The 24,676-nt window shown below is 68.8% G+C and carries 20 protein-coding genes and 1 pseudogene; 10 read left to right on the top strand and 11 right to left on the bottom strand.

Annotated elements, in window-relative coordinates:
• Positions 1-97 precede the first annotated feature (97 nt).
• The gene (locus AAFF41_RS30050) at positions 98-517 is read left to right on the top strand and encodes an SCO4983 family protein (protein ID WP_319746795.1); all 420 of its coding nucleotides are present in this window, start codon (positions 98-100) and stop codon (positions 515-517) included.
• 92 nt (positions 518-609) lie between these two features.
• On the opposite strand, the gene AAFF41_RS30045 is transcribed toward AAFF41_RS30050, so the two are convergent.
• Positions 610-1,476 (bottom strand): helix-turn-helix transcriptional regulator, encoded by an 867-nt coding sequence (locus AAFF41_RS30045; RefSeq protein ID WP_343324919.1) that lies wholly within the window; start codon positions 1,474-1,476, stop codon positions 610-612.
• Between the two features lie 72 nt (positions 1,477-1,548).
• Between AAFF41_RS30045 and AAFF41_RS30040 the strand changes: the two are divergent.
• From AAFF41_RS30040 to AAFF41_RS30025, 4 genes and pseudogenes are all read left to right on the top strand, one after another.
• Positions 1,549-1,853 (top strand): annotated as a pseudogene (locus tag AAFF41_RS30040) (hypothetical protein); the annotation flags it as partial.
• Positions 1,851-2,408 (top strand): hypothetical protein, encoded by a 558-nt coding sequence (locus AAFF41_RS30035; protein ID WP_343326376.1) that lies wholly within the window; start codon positions 1,851-1,853, stop codon positions 2,406-2,408. The pseudogene AAFF41_RS30040 and the gene AAFF41_RS30035, both read left to right, overlap by 3 nt.
• A gap of 658 nt (positions 2,409-3,066) precedes the next feature.
• Positions 3,067-3,636, top strand: a complete 570-nt coding sequence (locus AAFF41_RS30030) for a tetratricopeptide repeat protein (RefSeq protein ID WP_343324918.1) — start codon at positions 3,067-3,069, stop codon at positions 3,634-3,636.
• Complete coding sequence (locus AAFF41_RS30025; protein WP_343324917.1) at positions 3,633-4,907, top strand: glycosyltransferase; 1,275 nt, start codon at positions 3,633-3,635, stop codon at positions 4,905-4,907. Before AAFF41_RS30030 ends, AAFF41_RS30025 begins: the two co-directional genes overlap by 4 nt.
• 116 nt (positions 4,908-5,023) lie before the next feature.
• Here the strand turns inward: AAFF41_RS30025 and rfbD are convergent, their stop codons facing one another.
• The 4 genes from rfbD to AAFF41_RS30005 all read right to left on the bottom strand — a co-directional run bounded on the left by rfbD (position 5,024) and on the right by AAFF41_RS30005 (position 8,753).
• The gene (gene rfbD, locus AAFF41_RS30020; RefSeq protein ID WP_343324916.1) at positions 5,024-5,944 is read right to left on the bottom strand and encodes a dTDP-4-dehydrorhamnose reductase; all 921 of its coding nucleotides are present in this window, start codon (positions 5,942-5,944) and stop codon (positions 5,024-5,026) included.
• The gene (rfbB, locus tag AAFF41_RS30015) at positions 5,941-6,912 is read right to left on the bottom strand and encodes a dTDP-glucose 4,6-dehydratase (RefSeq protein ID WP_343324915.1); all 972 of its coding nucleotides are present in this window, start codon (positions 6,910-6,912) and stop codon (positions 5,941-5,943) included. The genes rfbD and rfbB overlap by 4 nt, the downstream gene beginning before the upstream one ends.
• Before the next feature lie 172 nt (positions 6,913-7,084).
• A complete protein-coding gene (locus tag AAFF41_RS30010) occupies positions 7,085-7,738 on the bottom strand; it encodes a hypothetical protein (protein ID WP_343324914.1) in 654 nt (217 codons plus the stop codon).
• A gap of 415 nt (positions 7,739-8,153) precedes the next feature.
• Positions 8,154-8,753, bottom strand: a complete 600-nt coding sequence (locus tag AAFF41_RS30005) for a dTDP-4-dehydrorhamnose 3,5-epimerase family protein (RefSeq protein WP_343324913.1) — start codon at positions 8,751-8,753, stop codon at positions 8,154-8,156.
• Positions 8,754-9,028: 275 nt separating this feature from the next.
• On the opposite strand from AAFF41_RS30005, the gene AAFF41_RS30000 reads away from it, so the two are divergent.
• Positions 9,029-10,486, top strand: a complete 1,458-nt coding sequence (locus tag AAFF41_RS30000; RefSeq protein WP_319753590.1) for a DUF2079 domain-containing protein — start codon at positions 9,029-9,031, stop codon at positions 10,484-10,486.
• A gap of 120 nt (positions 10,487-10,606) precedes the next feature.
• On the opposite strand, the gene rfbA is transcribed toward AAFF41_RS30000, so the two are convergent.
• Together rfbA and AAFF41_RS29990 are read right to left on the bottom strand one after the other, a co-directional pair.
• On the bottom strand, positions 10,607-11,551 hold the full coding sequence (rfbA, locus tag AAFF41_RS29995) for a glucose-1-phosphate thymidylyltransferase RfbA (RefSeq protein WP_319753589.1): 945 nt from the start codon (positions 11,549-11,551) through the stop codon (positions 10,607-10,609).
• 290 nt (positions 11,552-11,841) lie between these two features.
• The gene (locus AAFF41_RS29990; RefSeq protein ID WP_319753588.1) at positions 11,842-13,686 is read right to left on the bottom strand and encodes a phosphoenolpyruvate carboxykinase (GTP); all 1,845 of its coding nucleotides are present in this window, start codon (positions 13,684-13,686) and stop codon (positions 11,842-11,844) included.
• Positions 13,687-14,020: 334 nt separating this feature from the next.
• On the opposite strand from AAFF41_RS29990, the gene trhA reads away from it, so the two are divergent.
• The 4 genes from trhA to AAFF41_RS29970 all read left to right on the top strand — a co-directional run bounded on the left by trhA (position 14,021) and on the right by AAFF41_RS29970 (position 17,832).
• Positions 14,021-14,734, top strand: coding sequence for a PAQR family membrane homeostasis protein TrhA (gene trhA, locus AAFF41_RS29985; RefSeq protein ID WP_319753587.1), 714 nt, complete (start codon positions 14,021-14,023; stop codon positions 14,732-14,734).
• Between the two features lie 114 nt (positions 14,735-14,848).
• Positions 14,849-16,417: an MFS transporter gene (locus AAFF41_RS29980; RefSeq protein ID WP_319753586.1), complete on the top strand. Its 1,569-nt coding sequence runs from the start codon at positions 14,849-14,851 to the stop codon at positions 16,415-16,417.
• Between the two features lie 5 nt (positions 16,418-16,422).
• Positions 16,423-17,055 carry a TetR/AcrR family transcriptional regulator gene (locus tag AAFF41_RS29975; RefSeq protein ID WP_450531020.1) on the top strand — a complete coding sequence of 211 codons (633 nt, stop codon included), beginning with the start codon at positions 16,423-16,425 and terminating at the stop codon, positions 17,053-17,055.
• 33 nt (positions 17,056-17,088) lie between these two features.
• Positions 17,089-17,832: a Mut7-C RNAse domain-containing protein gene (locus AAFF41_RS29970; RefSeq protein WP_319753583.1), complete on the top strand. Its 744-nt coding sequence runs from the start codon at positions 17,089-17,091 to the stop codon at positions 17,830-17,832.
• Here the strand turns inward: AAFF41_RS29970 and AAFF41_RS29965 are convergent.
• The 4 genes from AAFF41_RS29965 to AAFF41_RS29950 form a co-directional block, all read right to left on the bottom strand.
• Positions 17,819-20,221 carry a galactose oxidase family protein gene (locus AAFF41_RS29965; protein ID WP_319753595.1) on the bottom strand — a complete coding sequence of 801 codons (2,403 nt, stop codon included), beginning with the start codon at positions 20,219-20,221 and terminating at the stop codon, positions 17,819-17,821. The genes AAFF41_RS29970 and AAFF41_RS29965 overlap by 14 nt on opposite strands.
• A gap of 5 nt (positions 20,222-20,226) precedes the next feature.
• The gene (locus AAFF41_RS29960; protein WP_319753582.1) at positions 20,227-21,432 is read right to left on the bottom strand and encodes a glycosyltransferase family 2 protein; all 1,206 of its coding nucleotides are present in this window, start codon (positions 21,430-21,432) and stop codon (positions 20,227-20,229) included.
• Positions 21,429-23,099 carry an ArnT family glycosyltransferase gene (locus AAFF41_RS29955; RefSeq protein WP_343324912.1) on the bottom strand — a complete coding sequence of 557 codons (1,671 nt, stop codon included), beginning with the start codon at positions 23,097-23,099 and terminating at the stop codon, positions 21,429-21,431. Before AAFF41_RS29955 ends, AAFF41_RS29960 begins: the two co-directional genes overlap by 4 nt.
• A 154-nt stretch (positions 23,100-23,253) precedes the next feature.
• Positions 23,254-24,507 (bottom strand): glycosyltransferase, encoded by a 1,254-nt coding sequence (locus AAFF41_RS29950; RefSeq protein ID WP_319753580.1) that lies wholly within the window; start codon positions 24,505-24,507, stop codon positions 23,254-23,256.
• Between the last annotated feature and the right edge of the window lie 169 nt (positions 24,508-24,676).

Here is a 24,676-nt window from a genome sequence, read left to right as displayed (position 1 = left end):
ACAGTGTGCGCGGGACGACAAGATGCGCGACATGGCTCAACTTTAGACGAAATCCAAGCTAGGATGGCTTCCTGAAAGAGCACAGGAGGCCGTCCCCATGTACGAACCGATCCGCACCAAGTCGGTCCACACGACGGCCGGCACCCCCTCCGACTTTCCCCACCGGTCGCGCGAGGAGGAGCTGGACATCCAGCTCGCCGGACACCTCGCGGCGCTCCTCGCGGTGACCGACGAGATCCGCGCGATCGGGCCGTCCGCCGACCTGGACGCGGCGGCCGAGAGGCTCGCCGAGCAGGTGGCGCGGCTGCGGGGAGGAGTGGCGCCGGTCCGCGCGTCGTCGGGCGCCGCCGTGCGCGAGCCGCACGTCGCCGCTCTCCACCAGCGGGCCCATGCCCTCGCCGGCCGTGCCCTCGTCGTCGCCGCGTCCCGCGCGGACACCGCGGTCGCGATCCTGGCCGCCGAGCGCATGGACGCCCACGCCCCGGCCGCCGAACCCCGCGAACTCGCGGCTCGCTGAGAGCCGCGTCCGAGCCCTCGGGCTCCCCCTGTACGGCCCCGGTCCGCGCGCACCCGCAGCGACGTGCGGACCGGGTGCCACACACCCGTCGGTCAGCCAAGGGCAGTGGCTGTCGTCTGCAACCCGAGCGTCGCGAGCAGCGCCAGTTGCCGCGCCGCCGCCGTGCCCGGCGCGGCCGAGCAGATCGTGATCCGCAGGTCCCCGCCCGGCACCGCGAGCGTGTCGCAGTCCAGGAGGATCGTCCCCACCTCGGGATGGTGGACCGTCTTGGTGTCGGCCTTGTGGAACCCGACCGCGTGCGAGGCCCACAGCTCACGGAACGGCTCGCTCTCCCGCCGCAGATCCGCGATCAGCGAACGCAGCCCCCGGTCGCCGGGATAACGGGCGGTGGCGGACCGAAGATCCGACACCAGGGCCGTGCGCAGCCTCTGCTTCTGCTCCGGGGTGTGCGTGGTCCGGCTGGGCAGGCCCGTGAACTGCCGCCACACGTAGTTGCGTTCCCGCCCGCGCCACCCGGACGGGTCCCCCGCCAGCGCGGCCCACAGCGGGTTCCACGAGATGAGGTTGTACGCCGCGTCGTGGACCCCGATCGGGGACTGACTCAGCTGGTCCAGGAGGCGCTGCACGCTCGGCGGGATGTGCTGCGAGATGTGTCCGGCCGCGGGCGGGGCCTGCCCGGCCAGCCGGTAGAGGTGGCCGCGCTCGGGCTCCGACAGGCGCAGGGCGCGGGCGAGCGCGCCGACCACCTGGCCGGAGGGGGCGGTGGCGCGGCCCTGTTCGAGGCGGGTGACATAGTCCACCGAGAGCCCGGCGAGCTGCGCCAGCTCCTCCCTGCGCAGTCCGGGCGCCCGCCGCGCGCCGCCCCTCGGCAGCCCGGCCTCCTGGGGTGTGGTCCGGTCGCGCCAGTACCGCAGCGCGGTACCGAGCTCTCCGTGCTCGCGAGGGTCTCGTTGGCTCACCCCTCCATGGTGCTCCCCCGGCGCCGCCACAGCCTGGTACTGCCAGTCCCCCCCGACACGGAGGGCTCTGTGCGGGCTCTCAGCGCCTCCGGCAACACCGCGATCTACACGTCGCTGGAGAAGGCGTACGAGCATCTGGGCGCGGGCGGCGACACGTTCACGTCGATCGTGCTGATGACGGACGGCGAGAACACGAGCGGCGCCGACCCCCCAGGACTTCGACGGCTTCTACGGTCGGCTGCCGGGCGGGCAGAAGGAGATCCCGGTCTTCCCGATCCTGTTCGGCGACTCCGACCGGGGCGAGCTCCAGCACATCGCCGACCGGCCGCCTCCTCGATGCCCGCAAGGGTTCGCTCGACGGCGCCTGGAACCTCATCGGCAGCGCCTGCGGGCTCATCGGTCCGGCCCTCACCTTCGCGGGGGTCGCGGGCCCGTACTGGCCGGTCGTCGTCGCGGGGCTGTACGGGGCGGGCGCCCTGATCGCCCCGCCGGAGCGGCCGCCGCTGCCGGACTTCCCGGATCCCTCGGCCCAGTTGGAGGAGCTACGTGGCGACTTCGGCCGCCTGCGGGAGTATCTGGACGATGTGGAACCACCCCCGGCGGCGGCGGGCCGGCTCACCGAACTGGCCGAGCTCCTGACCGCGCTGGATCCCGGCTGGGTCGCCGAGGTGATCGCGCGGGACCCGGAGGGCGTGCACGGGCTGTCCCGTGCCGTACGGCAGGACATTCCCGAGGCCGTCGACACCTACGTACGCACACGGTGGTGGACCCGGCTGACGCCCGGCACCGAACCGCCGGAGCGCCACCTGGAGCGCCAGCTCACCCTGCTGCACGAGGAGGCGGACCGGCTCGCGGCGGCCCTGCGGGAGGTCGAGGCCCGGCGCCATGAGTCGCACACGCGTCATCTGGAGGACCGCGGCCGCTCGCAATGAGCCACCATCGGCCCTGGGTCAGGCCGGTTCGGGCGGCTGGGAGGCATCGGTGGAGCGGGCGGCGAGCGGGGAAAATGCGTGACCTCGGGGGGTGCTCGCCGGATGCGGTGGCGGGATCTTCGGGTGCAGCCGGGCGAGGGTGAAGGGATCGTCCGGCTGACGAAAGCGGCGGAGCCGTTCGTCGCGCCCGGCCGGGACGACCACCAAGGCGTCGCACAACCAGTGGGCATCGGCTCGCCGCGGCCGGCTCGCGCACGTCCAGAACCTGGAAGCCGGTGTCAGAACCCTCGCGCACCGGCTGTTCCGCGGAAGTGAGCGGGAAGTCGACGTCGAACTCCGACAGGTCGAGTCCCTTCCGGCCGTCGTGCCTCGGTGTGAGCGCGGTGATGATGGCCTATCAGAGGATGAAGAGGGCATTCGGGTGGTCTGCAAACCCCAAGCGCCTGCCGCCTGGCAGCTCGCCAGGACAGCCTCGTAACGTCGGCGAAGATGACGGTGGTTCGGAATCCGGTACCGCTGGCAACGCCGCGGTCTTTCGCTATCGGCCGTCTGAGATCAGCCGCATCCATCCGTCCCTCACTATTCCACGAGATGTGACCAAGTGAAACGTAGGCGATTGTGGGCAGGCCTCGCCGGAACGCTGGCCGTTGCCACAGGCGTGACCGTCTGGGCGATTCAGCCCCATCCGACCCCGGCCACGGAATCCAAGTCCGCGCCAGGAACCTTGGCGCAGCGCCATCAGGTCGAAGTGCTCATGCAGACCGCTCTTCTGCAACAGAGTGAGATCCACGACTCCAAGGGGGCGGCCGATACCTACAGGCGGCTGCTGAAACTGGACCCTCGCAACAAGGTCGCCTGGTACAACCTGGGCGTCATCGGGCAGCAGGACGGCATGCCGGACGACGCCCGTACAGCCTACGACAAGGCCTTGGAGATCGATCCGTCGTTCACGTCGGCTCTCTTCAACGAGGCCATCCTGCTGAAGTCGAGCGACCCCGACCGGGCCATCGGACTCCTGAAGAAGTGCATCGCCGCCGACCCGAAGGCCGCCACGGCCTATCTGCAACTCGGTGACATCCTGGCGGAAAAGGACCGCGACGAAGAGGCCGGGGAAGCATTCCGTCGTGCCGTCGCGGCCGACCCCTCACTGCATTCCCAAGTACCGGAACCCTTTCGCAATTCCGTAACCCCTTCCCCGACATCGAGCCAAGCAGGGAGCACCAGATGACGTCGACCGCGACTCCGAGGTTCTCCGTCTTCACGCCCAGCCACCAGCCACGTTTTCTCGACGAGTGCCTGGCGACCTTGCAGGCGCAGACCTGTTCGGACTGGGAGTGGATCGTCCTGCTCAACAACGGCGCCCGGTGGCGGCCGGAGCGACCCGACCACAGGGTCCGGGTGGAGATCGCGGACGACCTCCGCGGCGTCGGCGCGGCCAAGCGCAGGGCCTGTGAACTGACGCGCGGCGAGATCCTCGTGGAACTCGACCACGACGATCTCCTGGCCAAGGCCTGCCTGACGGAGCTCGGCAAGGCGTTCGACGCGCATCCCGAAGCCGTTTTCGTCTACAGCAACACCGCGCAGATCACCGAGGACGGAAAGCGGGACGAGAGCCGTTTCGACGAGACGTGCGGCTGGCAGTACGAGGAGGTGAACGTCGACGGCCGCAAGCTGCTCCAAGTCATCTCCCTGGCGCCGACGCCGCACAACGTCTCCTACATCTGGTACGCGCCCAACCACGTGCGCGCGTTCCGCAGGGACAGCTATGAGAAGGCTGGCGGGTACGACGCCGCGCGTACGGTGCTGGACGACCAGGACCTGATGTGTCGCCTCTTCCACGTCGGCGACTTCCACCACATCAACCGCTGCCTCTACCTCCAGCGGGTGCACCCCGCGAACACCCAGAGCGACCCGGAGATCAACGGGCACATCCAGCGCGAGACCGTCGCCCTCTACGACAAGTACATCGAGGCCAACGCCCTCGCCTGGACCCAGCGGCGCGGACTGCTCGCGCTGGACCTCGGCGCGGCCCACCGGAAGCCGCCCGGCTACGTGGGCGTGGACCAGCGCCCGGAAGAGGGCGTCGACATCGTCGCGACCCTGCCCGAGAAGCTGGACCTGCCCGACGGCTCCGTCGGCCTGATGCGGGCGGTGGAGTTCTTCGAGCACGTGCCCGCGAAGGTGCCGCTGATCAACGAGCTGTACCGGCTGCTGGCGCCCGGCGGCATGCTCCTCGTCATGTCGCCGAGTTCCGACGGCCGCGGGGCCCACCAGAACCCGGCGCACGTCGCCCACTACAACGAGAACTCGTTCTGGTACTACACGGACGACCAGTACCGTACCTTCGTGCCCGAGATCGAGGCCCGGTTCCAGTCGTCGCGGCTGGTCACCTACTTCCCGACCGAGTGGCACTCCCAGAAGGACATCTCGTACGTGGTCGCCAACCTCATCGCGATGAAGGAGGGCACCCCGCGGTGCGGCGGACCCCTGCTGGTTTAGGCCCTGTATGCGGAAGGCGCCCGGCGGGACTGTCGCATTCCGCCGGGCGCCTTCCTGCGTTCGCCGGTGCCTCGTGCTTCAGGGCCTTTTCCGTCCCGGTCGTGGCCTTGGTTTCCTCAGGTCGGCAGGCTTCCGCCGCTCGTGCGCGCCGCGGCGGCCAGAGCGGCGAAGGCGGGCGTCTTCAAGGCCGCGGTCAGCTGGTCGTCCCAGCGGGGCAGTGGCGCGAGACCGGCCCGCAGCCAGTTGCCGTGACCGAGTACACCGAACGCCGGGCGGGCCGCCGGACGCGGGAACTTGTCCGAGTCGACCGGGCGGACGCGCTCAGGATCGAGTCCGCTGAGACGGAAGGTCTCACGGGCCAGACCGCACCACGTGGTGTGGCCGGCCGCCGTGCCGTGGTAGATGCCCGCCGGTGCCCGACCGGCCAGGGCGGCACGGCCGAGAGCCGCCAGCTGCCGGGCGAGCGCACGGGACCAGGTGGGCTGACCGTGCTGGTCGGCCACCACATCCAGGGTCTCGCTCCGGCCGGCCAGTTCGAGCATGGTGGCCACGAAGTTGGGACCGTGCGCGCCGTAGAGCCAGGCGGTGCGCACGATGTAGCCGGTACTCGGCAGCAGTTCGGCGACTGCCCGCTCCCCTGCCAGCTTGCTCCGTCCGTACGCGTTGACGGGTCCCGTCGGTGCGTCTTCGGGGTACGGCCGACGGGAGTCGCCCGGGAACACGTAATCGGTGGAGATGTGCAGCAGCAGGGCGCCGCTGTCCGCGCAGGCGCGCGCGAGATGGCGGACGCCTGCGCCGTTCACGGCTGTGGCCGCCGCCTCCGCCCGCTCGGCGCCGTCGACGTCCGTCCAGGCGCCGCAGTTGACGACCACCCCGTGACCGGTGACGGCCGCACGGACGGCCGTAGGGTCGGTGATGTCGAGCTGGTGACGGCCCAGTCCCGTCACCGTGGCATCCGGATCGGCAGCGAGTTCGGCCAGCACGTCCTGGCCGAGGAGTCCGCGCGCACCGGTCACCAGCCAGCTCGTGGTCGTCACAGCACGGCCCTCTCCTTCAGCGGCTCCCACCAGGAGCGGTGTTCGCGGTACCAGGCGACCGTGGCGGCCAGGCCCTCCGTAAAGGACACCTGCGGCGCGTAGCCGAGTTGCTCGCGGATCTTGCTGTCGTCCAGCGAGTAGCGCAGGTCGTGGCCTTTGCGGTCGGCCACGTACTCAACGCTGTCCCAGCCCGCGCCGACCGCGTCCAGCAGCAGGCCGGTGAGCTTGTGGTTGCTCAGCTCGGTCCCGCCGCCGATGTTATAGACCTCCCCGGCCCTGCCGCCGTGCAGGACCAGGTCGATGCCCCGGCAGTGGTCGGAGACGTGCAGCCAGTCGCGGAGGTTGCGGCCGTCTCCGTACAGGGGGACCGTGTTCCCGTCGATCAGGTTGGTGATGAAGAGCGGGACGACCTTCTCGGGAAACTGGTACGGCCCGTAGTTGTTGGTGCACCGGGTGACCACGACATCCAGGCCGTGGGTGCGGTGGTGGGCGAGCGCCAGCAGGTCGGAGCCGGCTTTCGACGCGGAGTAGGGGGAGTTCGGCGCGAGGGGCCACCCCTCGGTCCACGAACCTTCGCTGATCGAGCCGTACACCTCGTCGGTGGAGACGTGGACGAAACGGCCGACGCCGTGCCGGTGAGCCGCGTCCAGGAGCACCTGCGTGCCCATCACATTGGTGCGGACGAACGGACCGGCGCCGTCGATCGACCGGTCCACGTGGGACTCGGCGGCGAAATGGACCACCGCGTCCTGGCCCGCCATCACCTGGTCGACGACATCCGGGTCGCAGATGTCGCCCCGGACGAAGGTGTAGCCCGGGTGTTCAGCCACCGGTGCCAGATTTGCCTCGACCCCCGAATAGGTGAGTTTGTCGAGGACGGTGATCCGCGCTGCCGGATCCGAATTCAGCCGCCGCCGGATGTATTCCGAACCGATGAATCCAGCGCCGCCGGTCACAAGGATGCGCATAGTTCTCAGAGTCTTTCTCACTGCCCGGGATCCAGCACCGAGGCTTCGGACGCCAGGTCGCGGGCGCGGACGCAATGCGGACGGTGCCCGCGAGGCCGAAGCCTCGGGGGCACCGTCCGCTCGATCTCAGCGAAAGCGGTTGGCCGACAGTGCGCCACCGTTCGCGTGGGAGTTACAGATCGTTGCAGATCACGTAGCCGTCGGTCGTGGCAGAACCGGGCGGTGCCGTGATGGCGGCCGGCGTGCCAACCTGCCAGCCGATGGGGGTGCTTCCCGTCGTACTGGGGATGGGCTTGCTGACCGCGACGTTGGCGCCGCCTGAAGCGAATCCGCCGCCGGTGGCTTCGTCACCGGGCAAGCAGAAGATGTCCACGAACTTGGTGGGCTCAGTGAACGAGTCGTGGACGACGTACGTGTGGATGGTCGCGCCCTGCGCGCCCTGGGCACCCTGCGCGCCCTGCGCGCCCTGGGCACCCTGCGCGCCCTGGGCACCCTGGGCACCCTGGGCACCATTCTTACCCGGGTCACCCTGCGGACCCTGGGCGCCCTGCGCACCCTGGGCGCCCTGCGCACCCTGGTAGCCCTGCGGACCCCGCGGACCCTGCGGACCCTGGGGGCCCCGCTTGCCCTCGTGGCCGCGCGGTCCCTGCGGCCCGCGCTCACCATGACCGCCGCCGACGTCACTCTTGACGCCGTTCGGGCCGGGCAGCCCCGCGCTGACGTCGGCGCCGGACCTGTGGATCGCGTCGGCGATGGCCGTCGTGCTCGGGACGACGTTGAGCGCTACGGCAAGCGCACTCGCAGACACCAGAGTCGCGGTCTTCACGCGGGAACTTCGGATCGTTCTACGGCTCACCAGAGAACCTTTCTTACGAACTTGGAGTGACCACATCGCATGCGCGCGCACTCGGTGCGCTTTACTCGCAAACGTGTCGCGTCGCCTACGCCTACGGCTACGGACAGGCCCATTCTTCACAATCCGCGATTGAATGATCACGAGTTGCCCGTGTCGTAAACGAGGATCACCCGTGCGGCCTCAATGGCAGACGATCCGGGACGACCGGGACGACAACAGCCGAATTTCTCCGCAATTTCCTCGGGTTTCCATTGCCGGGCGGAGAGGTGCTGATCCGGCGTACTGCTGACCTTTCACAACGCGATGTCGTGGAGGGTGACACCCGGTGATCCGGGCGGCGAGCCGCCCCGCCGCAAGGGCGGGGCTCTGCCGAAGGGCAGCCCTCTCAGGCCCTGCTCACGAGACTTCTGCGATACGCACTGCAGTCCTCGAAGGAGGGCAGCAGCCCGTGCCGCTCGGCTTCCGCCAGCGTGGGCGCCGCGGCGTCCTTGTCGGAAAGACGCGGTGCGAGGTCCTCGGGCCAGGCGATGGCCAACGTCGGGTCCAGCGGGTCGATGCCGTGCTCGCGCTCCGGCGCGTATCCCTGTGAACACAGGTAGACGACGGTGGAGTTGTCCTCCAACGCCATGAAGGCGTGGCCCAGCCCTTCCGACAGATAGACACAGCGGTGCGTGGTGTCATCGAGCCGAACCGCCTCCCATTTCCCGAAACTCGGGGAGCCGGTGCGAATGTCGACCACCACGTCGAGGACGGCACCGCTGACGCAGGCGACGTACTTGGCCTGACCCGGCGGGACCGACGCATAGTGGATACCGCGAAGAGTTCCGCGAACCGAGCGAGAGCAGTTCGCCTGCTCGAGTGGGAACCCCTGGCCGATGGAATCGTGGAACCTGTCGTTCTTGAACCACTCGTGGAACCGCCCCCTGCTGTCCTCGAACGCCCTGGGTGTGTCCACCCAGGCCCCTTCGATGCCAAGTGGTCTCACGTGACTACTTCCTTCCGCCGCTCAGGTCTCTTCGCCGATTACTACGTCCTTGCCTTCGGGACATCCGTCGCGGAACTTTAGGCCGCACGGCGGCTCCCGTGTACGGCCATTCAGTGGATTCTGACTACACAAGAGTTTGAACGAGGTCGATTAACGCAGGCTGCTGGCATCTTGATGGCCGCCACTCCCGGTTCCCTGAAGGGCTCTCGATGCAGAAATCGCCCACCAAAAGCGCAACGGTCCCGATGCAACAACCGCTCTTGCAGAAAGAGGCGATGACCGACCCGCCTCCCAAGGGCCGCTTCGACGGCACATGGTGGATCTGGGCCATGACGGGAGCGCTGTTCGTGATGTACGCGGCGGTGTCGCTCCGTCTCCACCAACGGATGCTCACGAGCAGCTACGACCTGGGAATCTTCGAACAGGTCGTCCGCTCCTACGCGGAAGGACACTTGCCGGTCTCCGAAGTGAAGGGCCAGGACTTTCCCGTCCTGGGCGATCACTTCTCTCCCATCCTGGCGCTGGTGGCGCCTTTCTACTGGGTATGGCGGGGAGCGGAAACGCTCCTTGTCGTGCAGGCCGCGCTCATCGCCGTGAGCGTCATCCCGCTGGCCTTGTGGGCGCGCCGGACCCTGGGTGGCCCGGCCGGTGCGGTGATCGGTGCCTGCTACGGGCTCTCCTGGGGAATCGCGAGTGGGGTCGGCTACGACTTCCACGAAGTGGCCTTCGCCATTCCGCTCCTGGCGTTCTCGCTGACCGCCCTCGGGAATGACCGGCTGATGGCCGCGGCATGCTGGGCTCTGCCCCTGCTGTTCGTGAAGGAGGACCTCGGACTCACGGTTGTCCTCATCGGTCTCGTCATCGCCCGGCGGGGCGACCGCGGTCTCGGACTGTTCACGGCCACAGCCGGCCTCTGCGGGTCGGTGCTGGCGCTGTTTGTGGTTCTGCCGGGCTTCAACCCGAGCGGGTCCTTCGCCTATTGGTCCCTGGTCGAGGACGGTTCCGGAGCAGCGGGATCCAACGGCGGCAGCGCGGGCGGTCTGCTGGATCTGCTCCACCGGGGCACGATCGGTCTGGTCACCCCCGAGACCAAGGTGTCCACACTCCTCCTCGTGCTCGCCCCCACCCTGTTCCTGGCCACGCGGTCCCCACTGCTGTGGGTCGCCGTGCCGACTCTGGTGTGGCGCTTCACTTCGAGCAACGGCCTGCACTGGGGGACCGGCTTCCACTACTCGCTCGTCCTGATGCCGACCGTTTTCGCGGCCTTCATCGACGCCCTGGTGCGACGTGGGACGAACGGGCGCAGTCTGCGCCGCTACCTCGCGGGCTCTGCCGCCATCACCCTCGTGATCCTTCCGAACTTCCCTTTGTTCCACCTGGTCCAGCCGGACACCTGGCGGACCGACCCTCGCGTCGCCGTCGCCCATCGCCTGATGGACAAGATCCCCGACGGCGCCAGGGTCCAGGCGTCCAACGAACTGGTACCCCAGCTCGTCCACCGTACGAGCGTCGGCCTCTACGGCTCGCCGGGCAGCCGTCCCAACCCTCAGTGGATCATGGTGGACACATGGGTTCCGGACAGCGGACGAGGATGGCCGGGCGAGCCACTGAGCGTTGAGGCGGAACAGTCGCAGTTGGCGGAGAACCGCCGTACGGGGTACGACCTGGTGGCGGAGCAGAGCGGCTTCGTGCTGCTGCACCAGCGAGAGGCGAAGCCGCGCCACCGGAGCTGATCGAGCATCAGAGGCATTCGGCGGGGCATCCGTCCGGTCCGGGTCTCCGGGATGCCGGTGGCCGCCGCCGTCCACCCACATCTTGTGCGGGCGGGGTGGGACGGGCGGCTGCGACCACCGTCACACAGGAGCTCCCGGCCCTGTCCGCAGCGGTTCTTCGCGGCGCGATCCGCTGCCCCTTTGGGGCATGACGACGTAGCGGGAGTCCTCCAGAAGCCCCAGCAGATACTGGCCGTATCCGCTCTTGAGCAGCGGCTGGGCCAGCTGCCGGAGCCGGTGGTCGTCGATCAGGCCGGCCCGCCAGACCGCCTCCTCGACGCAGCCGACCTTGAAGCCCTGGCGCTCCTCGATCACCCGAACGAATTCCGAGGCCTGAACCATGGAGTTGAAGGTTCCGGTGTCAAGCCACGCGGTGCCCCGGTCGAGCCGGGTGACGTGCAGCGCCCCGGCCTCCAGATAGACACGGTTGAGGTCGCTGATCTCCAACTCGCCCCTGACACTCGGCCGTAGAGCGCGGGCGATGTCCACGACCTGGTGGTCATAGAAGTACAGTCCGGGCACGGCGTACCGGGAGCGGGGCCGGTCCGGTTTCTCTTCGATGGACAGCGCTCGGCCCAGTTCGTCGAACTCCACTACGCCGTAGGCCGAGGGGTTGGCGACCTGATAGGCGAATACCCTGCCGCCCTTCAGATCGTCGTGGCGGGCCAGTCGTGTGCCAAGGCCGCTGCCGTGGAAGATGTTGTCGCCCAGAATCAGGGCGACCGGCTCACCGTCGATGAAGTCGGCTCCCAGTACGAAAGCCTGAGCAATGCCCTCCGGGCGTTCCTGTGCCGTGTATTCCAGCCGCAGGCCCAGTTGGCTGCCGTCGCCGAGCAGACGACGGAACTGGAACTGGTCTTCGGGGGTGGTGACAATGAGAATCTCACGGACACCGGCCATCACCAGTGTGGTCAGCGGGTAATAGACCATGGGCTTGTCGAACACCGGCAACAGTTGTTTCGACACCGAGCGGGTCAACGGCCAAAGTCGCGAGCCGGTGCCTCCGGCCAACAGGATTCCACGCATGGCGTCACCATAGGCGAATTACCCACGAATCAGCCCTTTTCGCACCGTTTCACGGCGCGCATAAGGGCAGACCTGACGCGGATCACGTGCAGTCGCCACCGCCGGCCGCATCGTGCCGTGTGCCAAAACGGGCCCGTGTGCGCGCCGTACGTCGTTGCACGGCGCGCACACGGGCCCGTTCGTGATGTCGTCCCCGCGGCCGGCCTGGCGACGTCGCAGGTCAGGGCAAGTCGGACCGGCCGCGGAGTTCGAGGGTGGACTGCGGCCGCGAGGCCGCCGTCCACTGGGGGCTAGCCCAGGCGCCGCACCAGCGCGCGGTACTCGTCCCACAGCTCCTTCGGGGTGTGCTCGCCGAAGGTGTTGAGGTGCTCGGGCACGAGCGCCGCCTCCTCGCGCCACACGTCCTTGTCGACGGTGAGCAGGAAGTCGAGGTCGGCCTCGGAGAGGTCGAGTCCCTTGGTGTCCAGGGCGCCCTTGGCCGGCAGGATGCCGATGGGGGTCTCGACGCCCTCGGCGCGGCCGTCGAGGCGGTCCACGATCCACTTCAGGACACGGCTGTTCTCACCGAAGCCCGGCCACACGAACTTGCCCGCGTCGTTCTTGCGGAACCAGTTCACGTAGTAGATCTTCGGAAGCTTCGCCTGGTCCTTGTCCTTGGCGACGTCGACCCAGTGCCCCATGTAGTCGCCCATGTTGTAACCGCAGAACGGCAGCATGGCGAAGGGGTCGCGGCGCAGCTCACCGACCTTGCCCTCGGCGGCGGCGGTCTTCTCGGAGGCCACGTTGGCGCCGAGGAAGACGCCGTGATTCCAGTCGAAGGACTCCGTCACCAACGGTACGGCGGTGGCGCGGCGTCCGCCGAAGAGGATCGCCGAGATCGGCACGCCCTTGGGGTCCTCCCACTCGGGCGCGATGATCGGGCACTGCGAGGCGGGGACGGTGAAGCGGGCGTTGGGGTGGGCGGCGGGCGTACCGGACTCCGGCGTCCAGTCGTTGCCCTTCCAGTCGATCAGGTGGGCCGGAGTCTCCTCCGTCATGCCCTCCCACCAGATGTCGTTGTCGTCGGTGAGCGCGACGTTGGTGAAGACGGAGTTGCCCCACAGCGTCTTCATCGCGTTGGCGTTGGTGTGCTCACCGGTGCCGGGCGCGACGCCGAAGAAACCGGCCTCGGGGTTGATCGCGTACAGCCGGCCGTCCTCGCCGAACCGCATCCACGCGATGTCGTCGCCGATCGTCTCGACCGTCCAGCCGGAGACGGTGGGCTCCAGCATGGCGAGGTTGGTCTTGCCGCAGGCGCTCGGGAAGGCGGCGGCGACGTACTTGGACTCGCCCTGCGGCGGGGTCAGTTTCAGGATGAGCATGTGCTCGGCGAGCCAGCCCTCGTCACGCGCCATGACGGACGCGATACGCAGGGCGTAGCACTTCTTGCCGAGCAGCGCGTTGCCGCCGTAGCCCGATCCGTACGACCAGATCTCGCGGGACTCGGGGAAGTGCGAGATGTACTTGGTGGAGTTGCACGGCCACGGCACGTCCGCCTCGCCCTCGGCCAGCGGCGCTCCGAGCGTGTGCACAGCACGCACGAAGAAGCCGTCGGTGCCGAGCTCGTCGAGGACGGGCTGCCCCATGCGGGTCATGGTGCGCATGGACACGGCGACGTAGGCGGAGTCGGTTATCTCGACACCGATCGCGGAGAGGTCGGAGCCGAGCGGGCCCATGCAGAACGGGACGACGTACATCGTCCGGCCCTTCATCGAGCCGCGGAAGATGCCCTTCTCCCCCGCGACGCCGTTTCCTTCTCCGGTGAAGATGGCCCGCATCTCGGCGGGCGCCTTCCAGTGGTTGGTCGGACCCGCGTCCTCCTCCTTCTCGGAGCAGATGAACGTCCGGTCCTCGACCCGCGCGACATCGGTCGGGTCGGAAGCGGCGTAGTAGGAATGCGGGCGCTTGATCGGATCGAGCTTCTTGAAGGTGCCCTTGTGAACGAGCTCCTCACACAGGCGCTCGTACTCGGCCTCGGATCCGTCACACCAGACCACGTTGTCCGGCTGGGTCAGTTCTGCGATCTCGTTGACCCACGAGATCAGTTCCTTGTGCTGGGTGGGGACGGTGGAGGGAGCCGCGATGTCGCGCGCCACGATTGCTCCTAGATGAGGGGTTTTTTGTTGAGGCCCCGTGGGGGCTGCGACCCGGATGCTTCGGGGGTGTGGATTCCCATGGCGCTCATCCGGTGCCGACCGCACTCATTTGATCATCCGACGGGTTCGCCCATATGTCCAGAGGGCCTCACACGTGAGCGGAGTGACCATCGCCACGTGTATCCGCGATTCTTTGCGTACACGTTGGGTTCAGCTGAAGGTTCTTTTGCATGGACGCCGCATTGCGCCACGCTCGTGAGAACATGGCCACTCCTGGCTGTTCAGTGCGTCGTACTGACACGTAACTTACGGTTCCGTAGGTAGGATTCCGCCTATGACTGCGCCCGTCCCCGACGCGCCCACGGACTCGCCGGCCGCAGGCCACAGTCCCGCAGCGCTCTCCCCGTCGCATCCGGTCAAGCCCAAGCTCCGCGGCTGGCTGCACCTCGGCATGTTCCCGGCCGTCCTGATCTCCGGTCTGGTCCTCACCGCTCTGGCCAGTTCCACCCGGGCCCGCATCGCCTGCGGGATCTTCGTTCTGACGGCCTGCCTCCTGTTCGGAGTGAGCGCGCTCTACCACCGCGGCAACTGGAGCCCGCGGATGGACGGCGTGCTGCGCAGACTCGACCACGCCAACATCTTCCTGATCATCGCCGGCACGTACACACCGCTGACGATGCTGCTGCTCCCCGGCGCCAAGGGGCAGTGGCTCCTGTGGAGCATCTGGGCCGCCGCGGCGGCCGGGATCATCTTCCGGGTGTTCTGGGTCGGCGCCCCGCGCTGGCTCTACACCCCCTGCTACATAGCGATGGGCTGGGCGGCCGTCTTCTTCCTGCCGGACTTCATGCGCACGGGCGGCATCGCCGTGCTGGTCCTGGTGATCGTCGGCGGACTGCTCTACAGCGCGGGCGGTGTGATCTACGGGCTCAAGCGCCCCAACCCCTCACCTCGCTGGTTCGGCTTCCACGAGGTCTTCCACTCCCTCACCCTGGCGGCGTTCGTCGTGCACTACGTGGGCATCTCACTGGTGGCCTACCAGCACGGGTAACACACCCCCCTTCCTCCTTGAATGGCCGCGGCTTCCGAGCCGTGGCCATTTTTGTATGCCCTGACAGTACATTCCTATTGACACTGGCCACCTTTTGACAGCTACTCTCATTTCATGGTTACTGTCACTCAAGACAATGGCGTGCGGCGCGATCCGCGCCGCTGGTGGGCCCTCGGGGCCTTGGTCGCGAGCATGCTCACGCTCGGCTTCGACACCACGATCCTCAACGTGGCCCTGCCGACGATGGCGGGCGAACTCGGCGCCACCACCGGCCAGCAGCAGTGGATGGCGGACGCGTACGTGATCGTCTTCGCCGCGCTGATGCTCCCGGCGGGACTGCTCGGCGACCGTTTCGGACGACGCCGGATGCTCGTCGTGGGGCTCGGGATCTTCCTCGCCGGTTCCGTGGCCGGCGCCCTGGCCGACGACGTCAACTGGGTCATCGCGGCCCGCACGGTGATGGGCCTCGGCGCCGCGCTGGTCATGCCGCTCGCCCTGTCCGTGCTGCCCTCGCTCTTCGGACCCGACGAGCGCACCAAGGCCGTCGGCATCATCTCCGCCGCCTCGTCGCTCGGTCTGCCGCTCGGCCCGATCATCGGCGGCTGGCTGCTCAACCACTTCTGGTGGGGCTCGGTCTTCCTGGTCAACGTCCCGATGGCCGCGATCGGCATCGCCGCCTGCGTCTTCCTGCTGCCCGAGACCCGCGACCCCGCCTCCCCCAAGGTCGACGCCCTCTCCACCGCGCTCACCGCGGCAGGCCTCGGCGCCCTCATCTACGCGATCATCGAGGCGCCCAGCCGCGGCTGGGGCGACCCGCTGATCGTGGGCATGCTCGCCGGGGCCGCCGTTCTGATCGCCGCCCTCGTGCTCCGCGAGCGGCGCGTGGAACGCCCCATGCTCGACATGTCGCTGCTCACCCACCGCGGGTTCCTGTTCAACACGATCGCGGCGACCCTGGTGATGTTCGTCCTGTCCGGCCTGCTGTTCGTGCTGCCGCCGTATCTCCAGGCGGTGCTCGGCCACGACGCCTTCGGCACCGGCCTGCGGCTGCTGCCCATGATGGGCGGTCTGATCGTCGCGGCCCGGGTCGCACAGCCGGTCGTCGCCCGGTTCGGCTCCCGCGCGGTGGTCAGCGCGGGACTGGTGGTGCTGGCCTTCGCCGCGCTGCTCGGCAGCCGTACGACCGTCGACTCGGGCTACGGCTTCACCGCACTGTGGCTGTCCATCACCGGCTTCGGCTTCGGTTTCTCGGTCGTCCCCGCGATGGACGGCGCCCTCGGCGCCCTGCCCCGCGACCGGGCCGGCAGCGGCTCCGGGCTCCTCATGACGACGCGCCAGGTCGGCAGCGCGATCGGCATCGCCCTCCTCGGCAGCCTGCTGGTCGGCGCTTTCCGCGACCGCCTCGACGTCACCGGGCTGCCCGCGCAGGCCGCCGACACCGCCGGGGAGTCCGTGGTCGCGGCGCACATCGTCGCCCAGAAGGCGGGCTCGGCCGATCTCGTGGCCTCCGCGAACAGCGCGTACGTCCACGGCATGGGCCTGGTCCTGCTGGTGTGCGGCATCGCGGCCCTCGTCACCGCTTTGCTGGCCGCGGCGTTCCTGCCGAACACCCCGGTCACGCACGCCACGAAGGAGGACGAGGACCCGGCCATGGCCACCGCTGCGGCGGATGCCGGACAATGAACCGCATGACGGCCGCACCCTCCCCCTTCAGCCCCGCCGACCGCCCTCAGCTGGGCCTGCGCGAGCGGAAGAAGATCAAGACCCGCGAGGCGATCCGCACCGCGACGTACGCACTCGTCAGGGAACAGGGGTACGACGCGACGACGATCGAGCAGATCGCCGAGCGCGCCGAGGTGTCGCCGTCGACCGTCTTCCGCTACTTCCCCACCAAGGAGGACATCGTCCTGACGGACGAGTTCGACCCGCTCATCATGGAGGAGCTGCGGGCCCGGCCCGCGGACGAGCCGTGGATGGACACCCTCCGGTACGTGATGCAGAAGGCCATCCGGCTCGGCATCAAGGACGACCCCGAGGTGTCCCGGCTGCGGACCCACCTGATGGTCCAGGTCCCGGCGGTGCGCTCGCGGATGATGGAGAGCATGTCGGTCACCGGCACCATGCTCTGCCAGGCCATCGGCGAGCGCACCGGCCGGGACCCGGACAGCCTGGAGGTGCGGGTCTACGCGATGGCGATCATCGGCGGCCTGATGGAGACGTCCCTGTACTGGGCGGAGAACGACCACCGGGACGACTTCAAGGACCTGGTGGACCGCACGATGGACGTCCTGGAACACGGCCTCTCCGCCGAAAACCCCTGAGGCCACGGCTCTCCGGCGTGACATCCTGACCGGGTGAACGGACCGGAGATCCATGTCGCCTTCGCCCCCGAGCTGGGGATGTTCGTGCCGCACAGGCGTCGTTCGGGAGCCACGGCGGTCGCCACCGACGGCTCCTCCACCCTCGGCCATGTCGTCGAGTCGCTCGGCGTCCCGCTGACCGAGGTCGGCGCCCTCGTCGTGGACGGCCGCGAGGTGCCCGTCTCGCACCTCCCGGGGGCCGGCGAGAGCGTCGACGTACGGGCGGTCGAGCGCCCGCAGCGGGTTCCCGGCGCCCCGCTGCGCTTCCTCCTCGACGTCCACCTCGGCACCCTCGCGCGCCGACTGCGCCTCCTCGGGGTCGACGCGGCGTACGAGTCGACGGACATCGGCGACCCGGCCCTCGCCGCGCGCTCCGCCGCCGAACGTCGCGTGATGCTCAGCCGCGACCGGGGGCTGCTGCGCCGCCGCGAGCTGTGGGCGGGCGCGTTCGTCTACAGCACCCGGCCCGATGACCAACTCCGTGACGTGCTGGGCCGGTTCGCACCCGACCTCAGGCCCTGGACACGCTGCACCGCCTGCAACGGCCTGCTCAAGGAGGCCGCCAAGGAGCAGGTCGTGGACCAACTGGAGGGCGGCACCGAGCGGTCCTACGACATGTTCGCGCAGTGCGAGGAGTGCGGGCGCGCCTACTGGAAGGGCGCGCACCACGACAACCTGGAAGCCATCGTGGAGCGCGCCCTCACCGAGTTCGGGAGCCAGACGCCTAGCGACGCTTGAGATCCTTGGCGCCGCAGGCCAGCCCGTCCCCGTTGGGATCGAGACCCAGCGGGTCGTCCTTGCCGTTGACCTTCAGACGGCCGTAGTCGTTCGTCTTCAGCCACGCGCAACGCGAGGCCGTCGTCTTCTTGACGCCGTCCGGGAAGACGGTCGGCACACAGACGTTGATCGTGCCGTAGTGCCGGTCGCAGCCGGAGATCGTGGTGCTGACCTTCTGCGAGGTCCGCTTCTTGCCGCCCTGGGTGACCGTGCCCTCGAGGGAGTCGGCGAAGGAGTGGACGTGCGCCGAGGCGGTGTCCGTGGCCAGGGCGGCGGGGCCCTGGAGGTGCACCCACTTGGCGACCGAGGGCACCCCGTTGGCGTCGACCGCGAAGAGCATGTACCAACCGGGCGGGGCCATGTTGGGGTTGCTCGTCACGTTCAGGTCGACGTTGTTGCCGTCCACCGACAGGGGCAGGTCCACGAAGCGCTGGTTCGGGTCGGACGAGTGCGTCACGGCGGCGGGGCGGATCAGCTCGGCCTTCACGATGGGCCGGTCGACCGTGATGCGCTGCGTGTCCCCGTACACCCACTCGTTGTCGATCACCGAGGTGATCGTCGGACGGGTGCCCTTGAGGAGGTAGGGCGGGGTGTAGATGGACACGTTGTGGTTCCAGGTGCCGTTGCCCGGGTTGTCGCCGGTGGCCATCACCCGGCCGTCGGGCAGCAGGAACGCGGAGGAGTGGTAGCCGCGCGCCTCCGGGTCGGCGGCCACCGGGTCGAAGGTGGAGGTCGCCGGGTCGAACATCGACGCCTCGAACACCGGGTTGGCGCGGTTGTGCAGGCCACCGCCCGTCTCCAGCACCTTGCCGTCCGGCAGGAGGACGGCGGAGACGTACATCTTGCCCTGGTTGCCCGTCTCGGCGACCTTGCCGTTGCCGAGGTCGACCGTGCCCTGCGGGATCTGCGGGCCGACGGTGTACGCCGGGTTCGCGGCCTTCAGGTCGATGATGTCGGTGAGCCGGTTCGCCTCCGGGTTGGAGTCGATGTTGCCGCCGCCGATCGTCAGCACCTTCTGGTCCTGGGCCGGGGGCAGCAGCACGCTCGCGGACTGGTCGCGCTCGTCCTTGTCCTGGAGCCCGGGGATCGCCGTGACGGTGTTCGCGTCGTAGTCGTAGATCGCCGAGCCCGTGCCGGGCGTGCCGTTGCCGAAGACGTGGCTGCCCGAGTAGAAGAGCCGCCCGTCCTGCATCAGGATCATCGACGGGTACAGACCCCAGTACGACCAGGTCTGGTTGACCTGCGTGAACGGCAGCCACTGCTGCTGCGCCGCCGACCAGCGCTCGGCCGTCACCGACCCGGTGGAGTCCTCGCGCAGTCCACCGAACGAGATGACGTCCCCGTTGCCGAGCTCGGTGGCCGACGGGTACCAGTGGCCGTCGTTCAGGTCGTTCGTCTTGCTGTACGTCTCGGTGACCGGGTCGAAGATGTACGAGTCCTTGTACCCCTCGTAGCCGTGCCCGCCCGCGACCGGGAACGCCTTGTTGCCGCTCATCACCAGCACCCGCCCGTCGGCGAGCTGGACGTGACCCGAGCAGAACATGTCCTTCGGCGTGGGGATCACCTTGTACGTGCCCTTCACCGGGTCGTAGACCGCGGAGGTGAAGGTGCCCGCGTCGAAGTTCTCCTCGCTGTTGCCGGACCCGGCGATCAGCAGCACCTTGCCGTTGTTGAGGACGACGGAGTGCATGGAGCGCACCGGGTTCTGCGTGGGCAGCACGTCCCAGCGGCCGCCCGCGCACTCGTCGGTGGTGGCGGTGCAGGTGGCCGGCGGGATCGGGTCGGAGACCTGTTCCATCGTGTAGTCGTCGGTGGTCGCCGAGCCGGTGCCGTACACCGAGACGCCCCAGGTGATGCGGTCGGTACCGGCCGGGACGGCGGGCGTACGGACGCTCGCCTGCGTCCAGCCCGCCGCCATGTCCAGCGTCTTGAGGTCGGTCCAGTACTGCCAGCCCGCCGTGGCGTCGTGCCGGAAGAGGGTGATCGCGGTGTCCGGTGTCGTCGACTTGTACCAGAGGCCGAGGTCGTACTGCTTGCCCGCGGTGACCACCGGCGCGCAGGTCGCGGACTCCGTGATCAGGGCCTTGCGGTCGCCGTCGACGCGCCGGGTCAGCGTGACCTTCATGGCCTTGGAGCCGGAGTGGGAGTCGGCGACGGTGGCGAAGGTGAAGTCGTTGTCGCCCCAGCCGGACTTCTCCCAGCAGGACGGCATGCCGTCCGTGCCGTCGGACTCGAAACCCGGGTTGGTGACGAGGTTGGCGGCGGAGGCGGGCTGCGGCGAGGCGAGCAGCAGCCCGGCGGCCAGGCCCGCCACGGCCAGCAGTGAGGTTCTCCGTCTGGGTCGTGCCAGATGTTTCACGCGGCTCTCCTTGCTGTGCGGCTCCCGCCCGCAGCCTCACTGCTGCGGCGCGGCAGATAGACCAGCGCCTCGGTGCCCACGAAGCGCAGGACGAACGTCATCACCAGGGCCAGCGCGGTGGCGGACAGGGCGCCCATCCCGAAGTGGCCGACGAACAGGGCGATCAGCGGGATGCGCAGCACCAGGTCGGCGTTGGCGAGCAGCGCGAACCGGCCCACCCGGTCCCACCAGCTGCGGTGCTTTCGGCGCTCGCGGAACAACAGATGCTCGATGAGCAGGAAGTTCCAGGCGACGCCCAACTGGTTGGCGAGGATCTCGGCCGGTACGTAGTGCATGCCGGCGGCGGTGAGCGCGTACAGGCCGATCAGGTTCGGCAGGAAGCCGGTGGCGCCGATCAGACCGAAGACGACCATCCGGGCGACCGGCGAGGCGGTGCGCAGCCCGACGAGGTGACGCAGGAACCGGAAGCCCTCCTGCGCGGTCGACTTGGACTCGCCCGCGAACCGGTCCTGGAAGACGAAGGGCACCTCGGTGACCTCGCGGGGGCGGCTGCGGACGGCGAGTTCGAGGAGGATCTTGTAGCCGAGCGGCCGCAGGATCTCGGCGGTGACCGCGCTGCGGCGGATCGCGAAGAAGCCGCTCATCGGATCGCTGATACCGCGCAGTCGGCGCGGGAAGAGCGTCTTGGTCAGCCAGGTCGCACCGCGCGAGACGGCGATGCGGTAGCCGCCCGCGAGGCCCTCGCGGCTGCCGCCCTTGATGTACCGGCTGGCGACGACGAGCCCGGCGGCGGACCGCTCCCCCGAGGCCACCAACTCCGGTATCAGGGACGGCGGATGCTGGAGATCGCCGTCCATGACGACGATCCAGTCGGAGCTCGCCGCCTTCAGTCCCTCGACGACGGCACCGCCGAGCCCGCCCACGGCTTCCTCGCGGTGCAACAAGGTCACCGGAAACGGGCAGTCCTGCGCCTCCCGGGAGATCACCTCGGGGGTGTCGTCCGTGGAGTCGTCCACGAAGACCACCTCGCAGGGCAGCCGGTCGGGCACCGACTCGGTGATCCGGCGCAGGAGTTCACGGATGTTCGCGGACTCATTGAAGGTCGGTACGACGATGGTGACGGCGCCCGGTTCGGGCACCTCGACCGCCCTTACGGCGGGATCGCCGAGCTCCCCGGGGACGGTGCTCTCGAAGCTGCTCATCGACTGCCCCCGGACGTCGTCGTGGTCATGGTGTTTCCCGTGCTCTCGTCGATCTGCCGGATCTCGATCCGGTCGGCGCCCTTGCCGAAGGTGGCGACCGGCGTCGAATGCTCGATGGCCGCCTTGACGTTGGGCAGGTCGACCGCGTCACGCCGCACCGTCGGAGAGGCGACGACGTAGTCGATGTCCTTCCAGCCGCGCGGCATCGTCCTGGTCACCGCGGGGTCGAGGTCAGCCTTGTAGAACCAGATGACGCCGAGCCCGGGCCGGTAGCCGTCGTGGACCAGGTCGAGCCAGAGGGCGTCGTCGACCAGGACCCGGGTGTCCGCCGGGTCCTGGACCTCGGTCTTCAGCCAGGTGGCCGCCGCCCGGTAGGGGGCGTTGGCGTCGGCGGTCACGGCGGTGTGGTCGCCGTCGTACCAGTGCGGCAGCACATAGAGCGCGGCGACCGCCACGAGCGCGGCCGCCGTCACCCGCCGTCCCCAGGTGACGTACGGCTTCTCCTCGTCGCTCCGCCACCTGCGCAGCACCAGATGGGCGAGGCTGGCGGCGCCTCCGGCGAGGACCAGCGCGAGGAACGGCAGCGCCTGGATGATGTACATCGCGGGCAGATAGCCGCTCGGGCGCAGCGCCACCAGGGCGAGGATCGCCACCGTGAGGGCGGGTCCGGCGAGGGCGCGGGCGGTGACGGACCAGCGCCAGGTGGCCAGGAGCAGCAGCGCTCCGGCGAGGCCTCCGACGATCAGCACCCGGTCGTAGTAGAGCCAGGAGTGCAGCACGCCGTACGAGCCGGAGCCGGGGTCGAGGATGAAGCCGGAGCCGGGGCGGCTCATCTGGTACGTGATGCCGTCCCAGAGCGAGACATGGCCCGCGCCCGGGAACAGCTCGCCCTTGAGCAGGGCGAACAGCGGGTACGCGAGGCCGATCAGGACGCAGGCGGTGATGGCTCCGGTGAGCGCGAACTTGCGGGTGTCGCGGTGGCCGTGGCGCCACATGGTGACCAGGAGCGCGGGCAGGACGACGAGCATCGTCTCCTTGGTGAGCACGGCGGCCGCGGCCGCGATGCCCGCCCCGAAGTGGTGCCAGAGGTGCCGGCTCGGGGACGCGGCGAGGCAGAACGCGAGCAGCGTCCACATCACCGCGATGTTGTCGAGGAAGATCTCGCGCTGGAGCACCACCGACAGCGGGGAGAGCCCGAAGAGCACCATCGCGAGGCCCGCGGCCCAGCGCGGCAGCGAGAGACGGCGCGCGAGGACGTACAGCAGGACCGCGCTGGCGGCGCCGACCGCGAGCATCGCGACGCGCATCGAGCCGACCGTCATCAGCGAGGGGCTGACGTGGGCGGGGATCCAGGTCAGGGCGGCTATCTGGATCCAGCCCAGGGGCGGGTGGTCGTACCAGTACGTGTAGTGCGCGAGGCCCTTGCCCTGCTGCACGGCCCACGCCTGGGCGAGATAGGTGCCCTCGTCGTCGCTGAGTGTCGGGTAGTCGGTGATGTTCCAGCCCTGCACGACGATGATCGCCAGCAGCAGGGCGCCGCACAGCAGCAGGTCGGCGCGCGAGGTGCGCAGCCGCTGCAGCGGCGGGTGGTCGTGGACGATGTCGGGCGCGGCGGGTCGCGTCGCGGGGACCGTGGACGGGGTCACCGCGGGAAGTGTCGAGGTCACGCGGGAAGGTCCTCTCGGGACTTTCGGTACGTTCGGGATGTTCGGGCCCAAGGACTGCGGCACCAGTGCCTGCGGAACCGGGGCATGCGGAACCAAGGCGTACGGAACCAAGGCGTGCCCGCCGGCGGGCACGCCCGGCGGGTGACCTCAGGTCCTAGTGGGTCGCTTCGGCCTCGGTCAGGTGCGCGCCGACATGACTGGTCAACTCCCAGTCGTTGCGGCCCCTTTGCTCACGCCATACGGCACGGACGGCCGCACCGGCGAGAAGCACCTGATAGAAGGGGCCACCGACCACGAGCTTCAGGTAGTGGACGAACCGGACGCGCAGCCCGTACTGCTTGCCGAAGTCGTGCAGTCCGACGAGCTCGAAGACGAAGGTGACCAGGGCGGTCACGGCCGGCAGGAAGGTGATGAAGGCGATCCCGACGGGCACGTCGAGGAAGAGCGCGATGGCCACGTTGAGCGGGATGACCACCCCGGAGACGGCTTGCAGATACGGCGTCATCAGCGTGTAGCGGGCGAGCAACCGCTGTCCGAAGCCGGGCAGTTGCTTCCAGTCCTTCTTGCGGTAGACCTGCAGGAAGCCCTGGTTCCACCGGGTGCGCTGCTTCATCAGCGACACCAGGCTGCCCGGGGTCTCCTCCCGGGTCACCATGTCGGAGTCGTAGGCGACGACGACCTTCTTGCCGACGCTGGAGAGCCGTACCCCCAGGTCGCAGTCCTCGGCGAGGCACTCGGGGTCCCAGCCGTCCGCTTCCCGCAGTACGTCCGTCCGAACGAAGACGGTGTTGCCGCCGAGCGGGATGAAACCTTTTTGCGCATGCAGGTGCAGCCGCGAGCGGAACCAGAAGAAGTACTCCAGGCAGTTGCGCAGGCTGTACCAGTTGGAGTGGAAGTTGATGAGCTGGACCCCGCCCTGGACGACGTCCGCACCCGTCGTGCGGAACGCGTGGTCGACATGGGCGAGCAGCTCCGGATGGACCTGGTCCTCGGCGTCGAAGACCCCGACGACGTCGCCGCGGCAGTGCGGCAGCGCCGTGTTCATGGCCTTCGGCTTGTTCTTCTTCTCATGGTGGTCGACGACGACCCGCACCCGCCCGTCGCGGGCCTCGGCCTGCCGGGCGACCTCGGTGGTCTCCGGATCGTCGTGCCCGACGATGACGATGATCTCGAAGTCGGTGTGGCTCGATTCCAGCAGTCGCTGGATGGTGTGGTCGAGCACGGCCTGTTCGTGGCGGGCCGGCAGCAGCAGCGAGAACGCCAGCCGGTCGTCGCCGTCCGGTCTGCTGAACCGGGTGGACGCCAGTACCTCAGGCGTGCGCCACGCGTGCATCTGCCACCAGAGAGTGAACGCCGCCATCCAGAACAGGGCCAGTGAAACGGCAGCGATAAAGACAGACGTGAGCAACAGATCCCCCCAGATCCCAAAACCCCCAGTCGCGACGATGTGTCACATCTGCCGCGTCACGTTGCCGAGACTATGGGCGATCTGTGAAGCGCACAGACTGTTCTGGTGAAGAGCGTGTTTCATCACAGTCGGATCATTTGCTGAACAATTCGAACGCTGGTCGCGTTTC

The organism is Streptomyces mirabilis (assembly GCF_039503195.1).
Taxonomy (GTDB): Bacteria; Actinomycetota; Actinomycetes; order Streptomycetales; family Streptomycetaceae; genus Streptomyces; species Streptomyces mirabilis_D.
This window is presented reverse-complemented; position numbering and strand designations above follow the sequence as displayed.

What these genes read in the sequence shown, in the direction of transcription:
- AAFF41_RS29975 (WP_450531020.1), top strand. Translation starts at nt 16,423, where the DNA reads ATGACGGCCGCACCCTCCCCCTTCAGCCCCGCCGACCGCCCTCAGCTG.
- AAFF41_RS29960 (WP_319753582.1), bottom strand. Translation starts at nt 21,432, where the DNA reads ATGAGCAGCTTCGAGAGCACCGTCCCCGGGGAGCTCGGCGATCCCGCC.
- rfbB (WP_343324915.1), bottom strand. Translation starts at nt 6,912, where the DNA reads ATGCGCATCCTTGTGACCGGCGGCGCTGGATTCATCGGTTCGGAATAC.
- AAFF41_RS30025 (WP_343324917.1), top strand. Translation starts at nt 3,633, where the DNA reads ATGACGTCGACCGCGACTCCGAGGTTCTCCGTCTTCACGCCCAGCCAC.
- AAFF41_RS29980 (WP_319753586.1), top strand. Translation starts at nt 14,849, where the DNA reads ATGGTTACTGTCACTCAAGACAATGGCGTGCGGCGCGATCCGCGCCGC.
- rfbA (WP_319753589.1), bottom strand. Translation starts at nt 11,551, where the DNA reads ATGCGTGGAATCCTGTTGGCCGGAGGCACCGGCTCGCGACTTTGGCCG.
- trhA (WP_319753587.1), top strand. Translation starts at nt 14,021, where the DNA reads ATGACTGCGCCCGTCCCCGACGCGCCCACGGACTCGCCGGCCGCAGGC.
- AAFF41_RS30050 (WP_319746795.1), top strand. Translation starts at nt 98, where the DNA reads ATGTACGAACCGATCCGCACCAAGTCGGTCCACACGACGGCCGGCACC.
- AAFF41_RS30000 (WP_319753590.1), top strand. Translation starts at nt 9,029, where the DNA reads ATGACCGACCCGCCTCCCAAGGGCCGCTTCGACGGCACATGGTGGATC.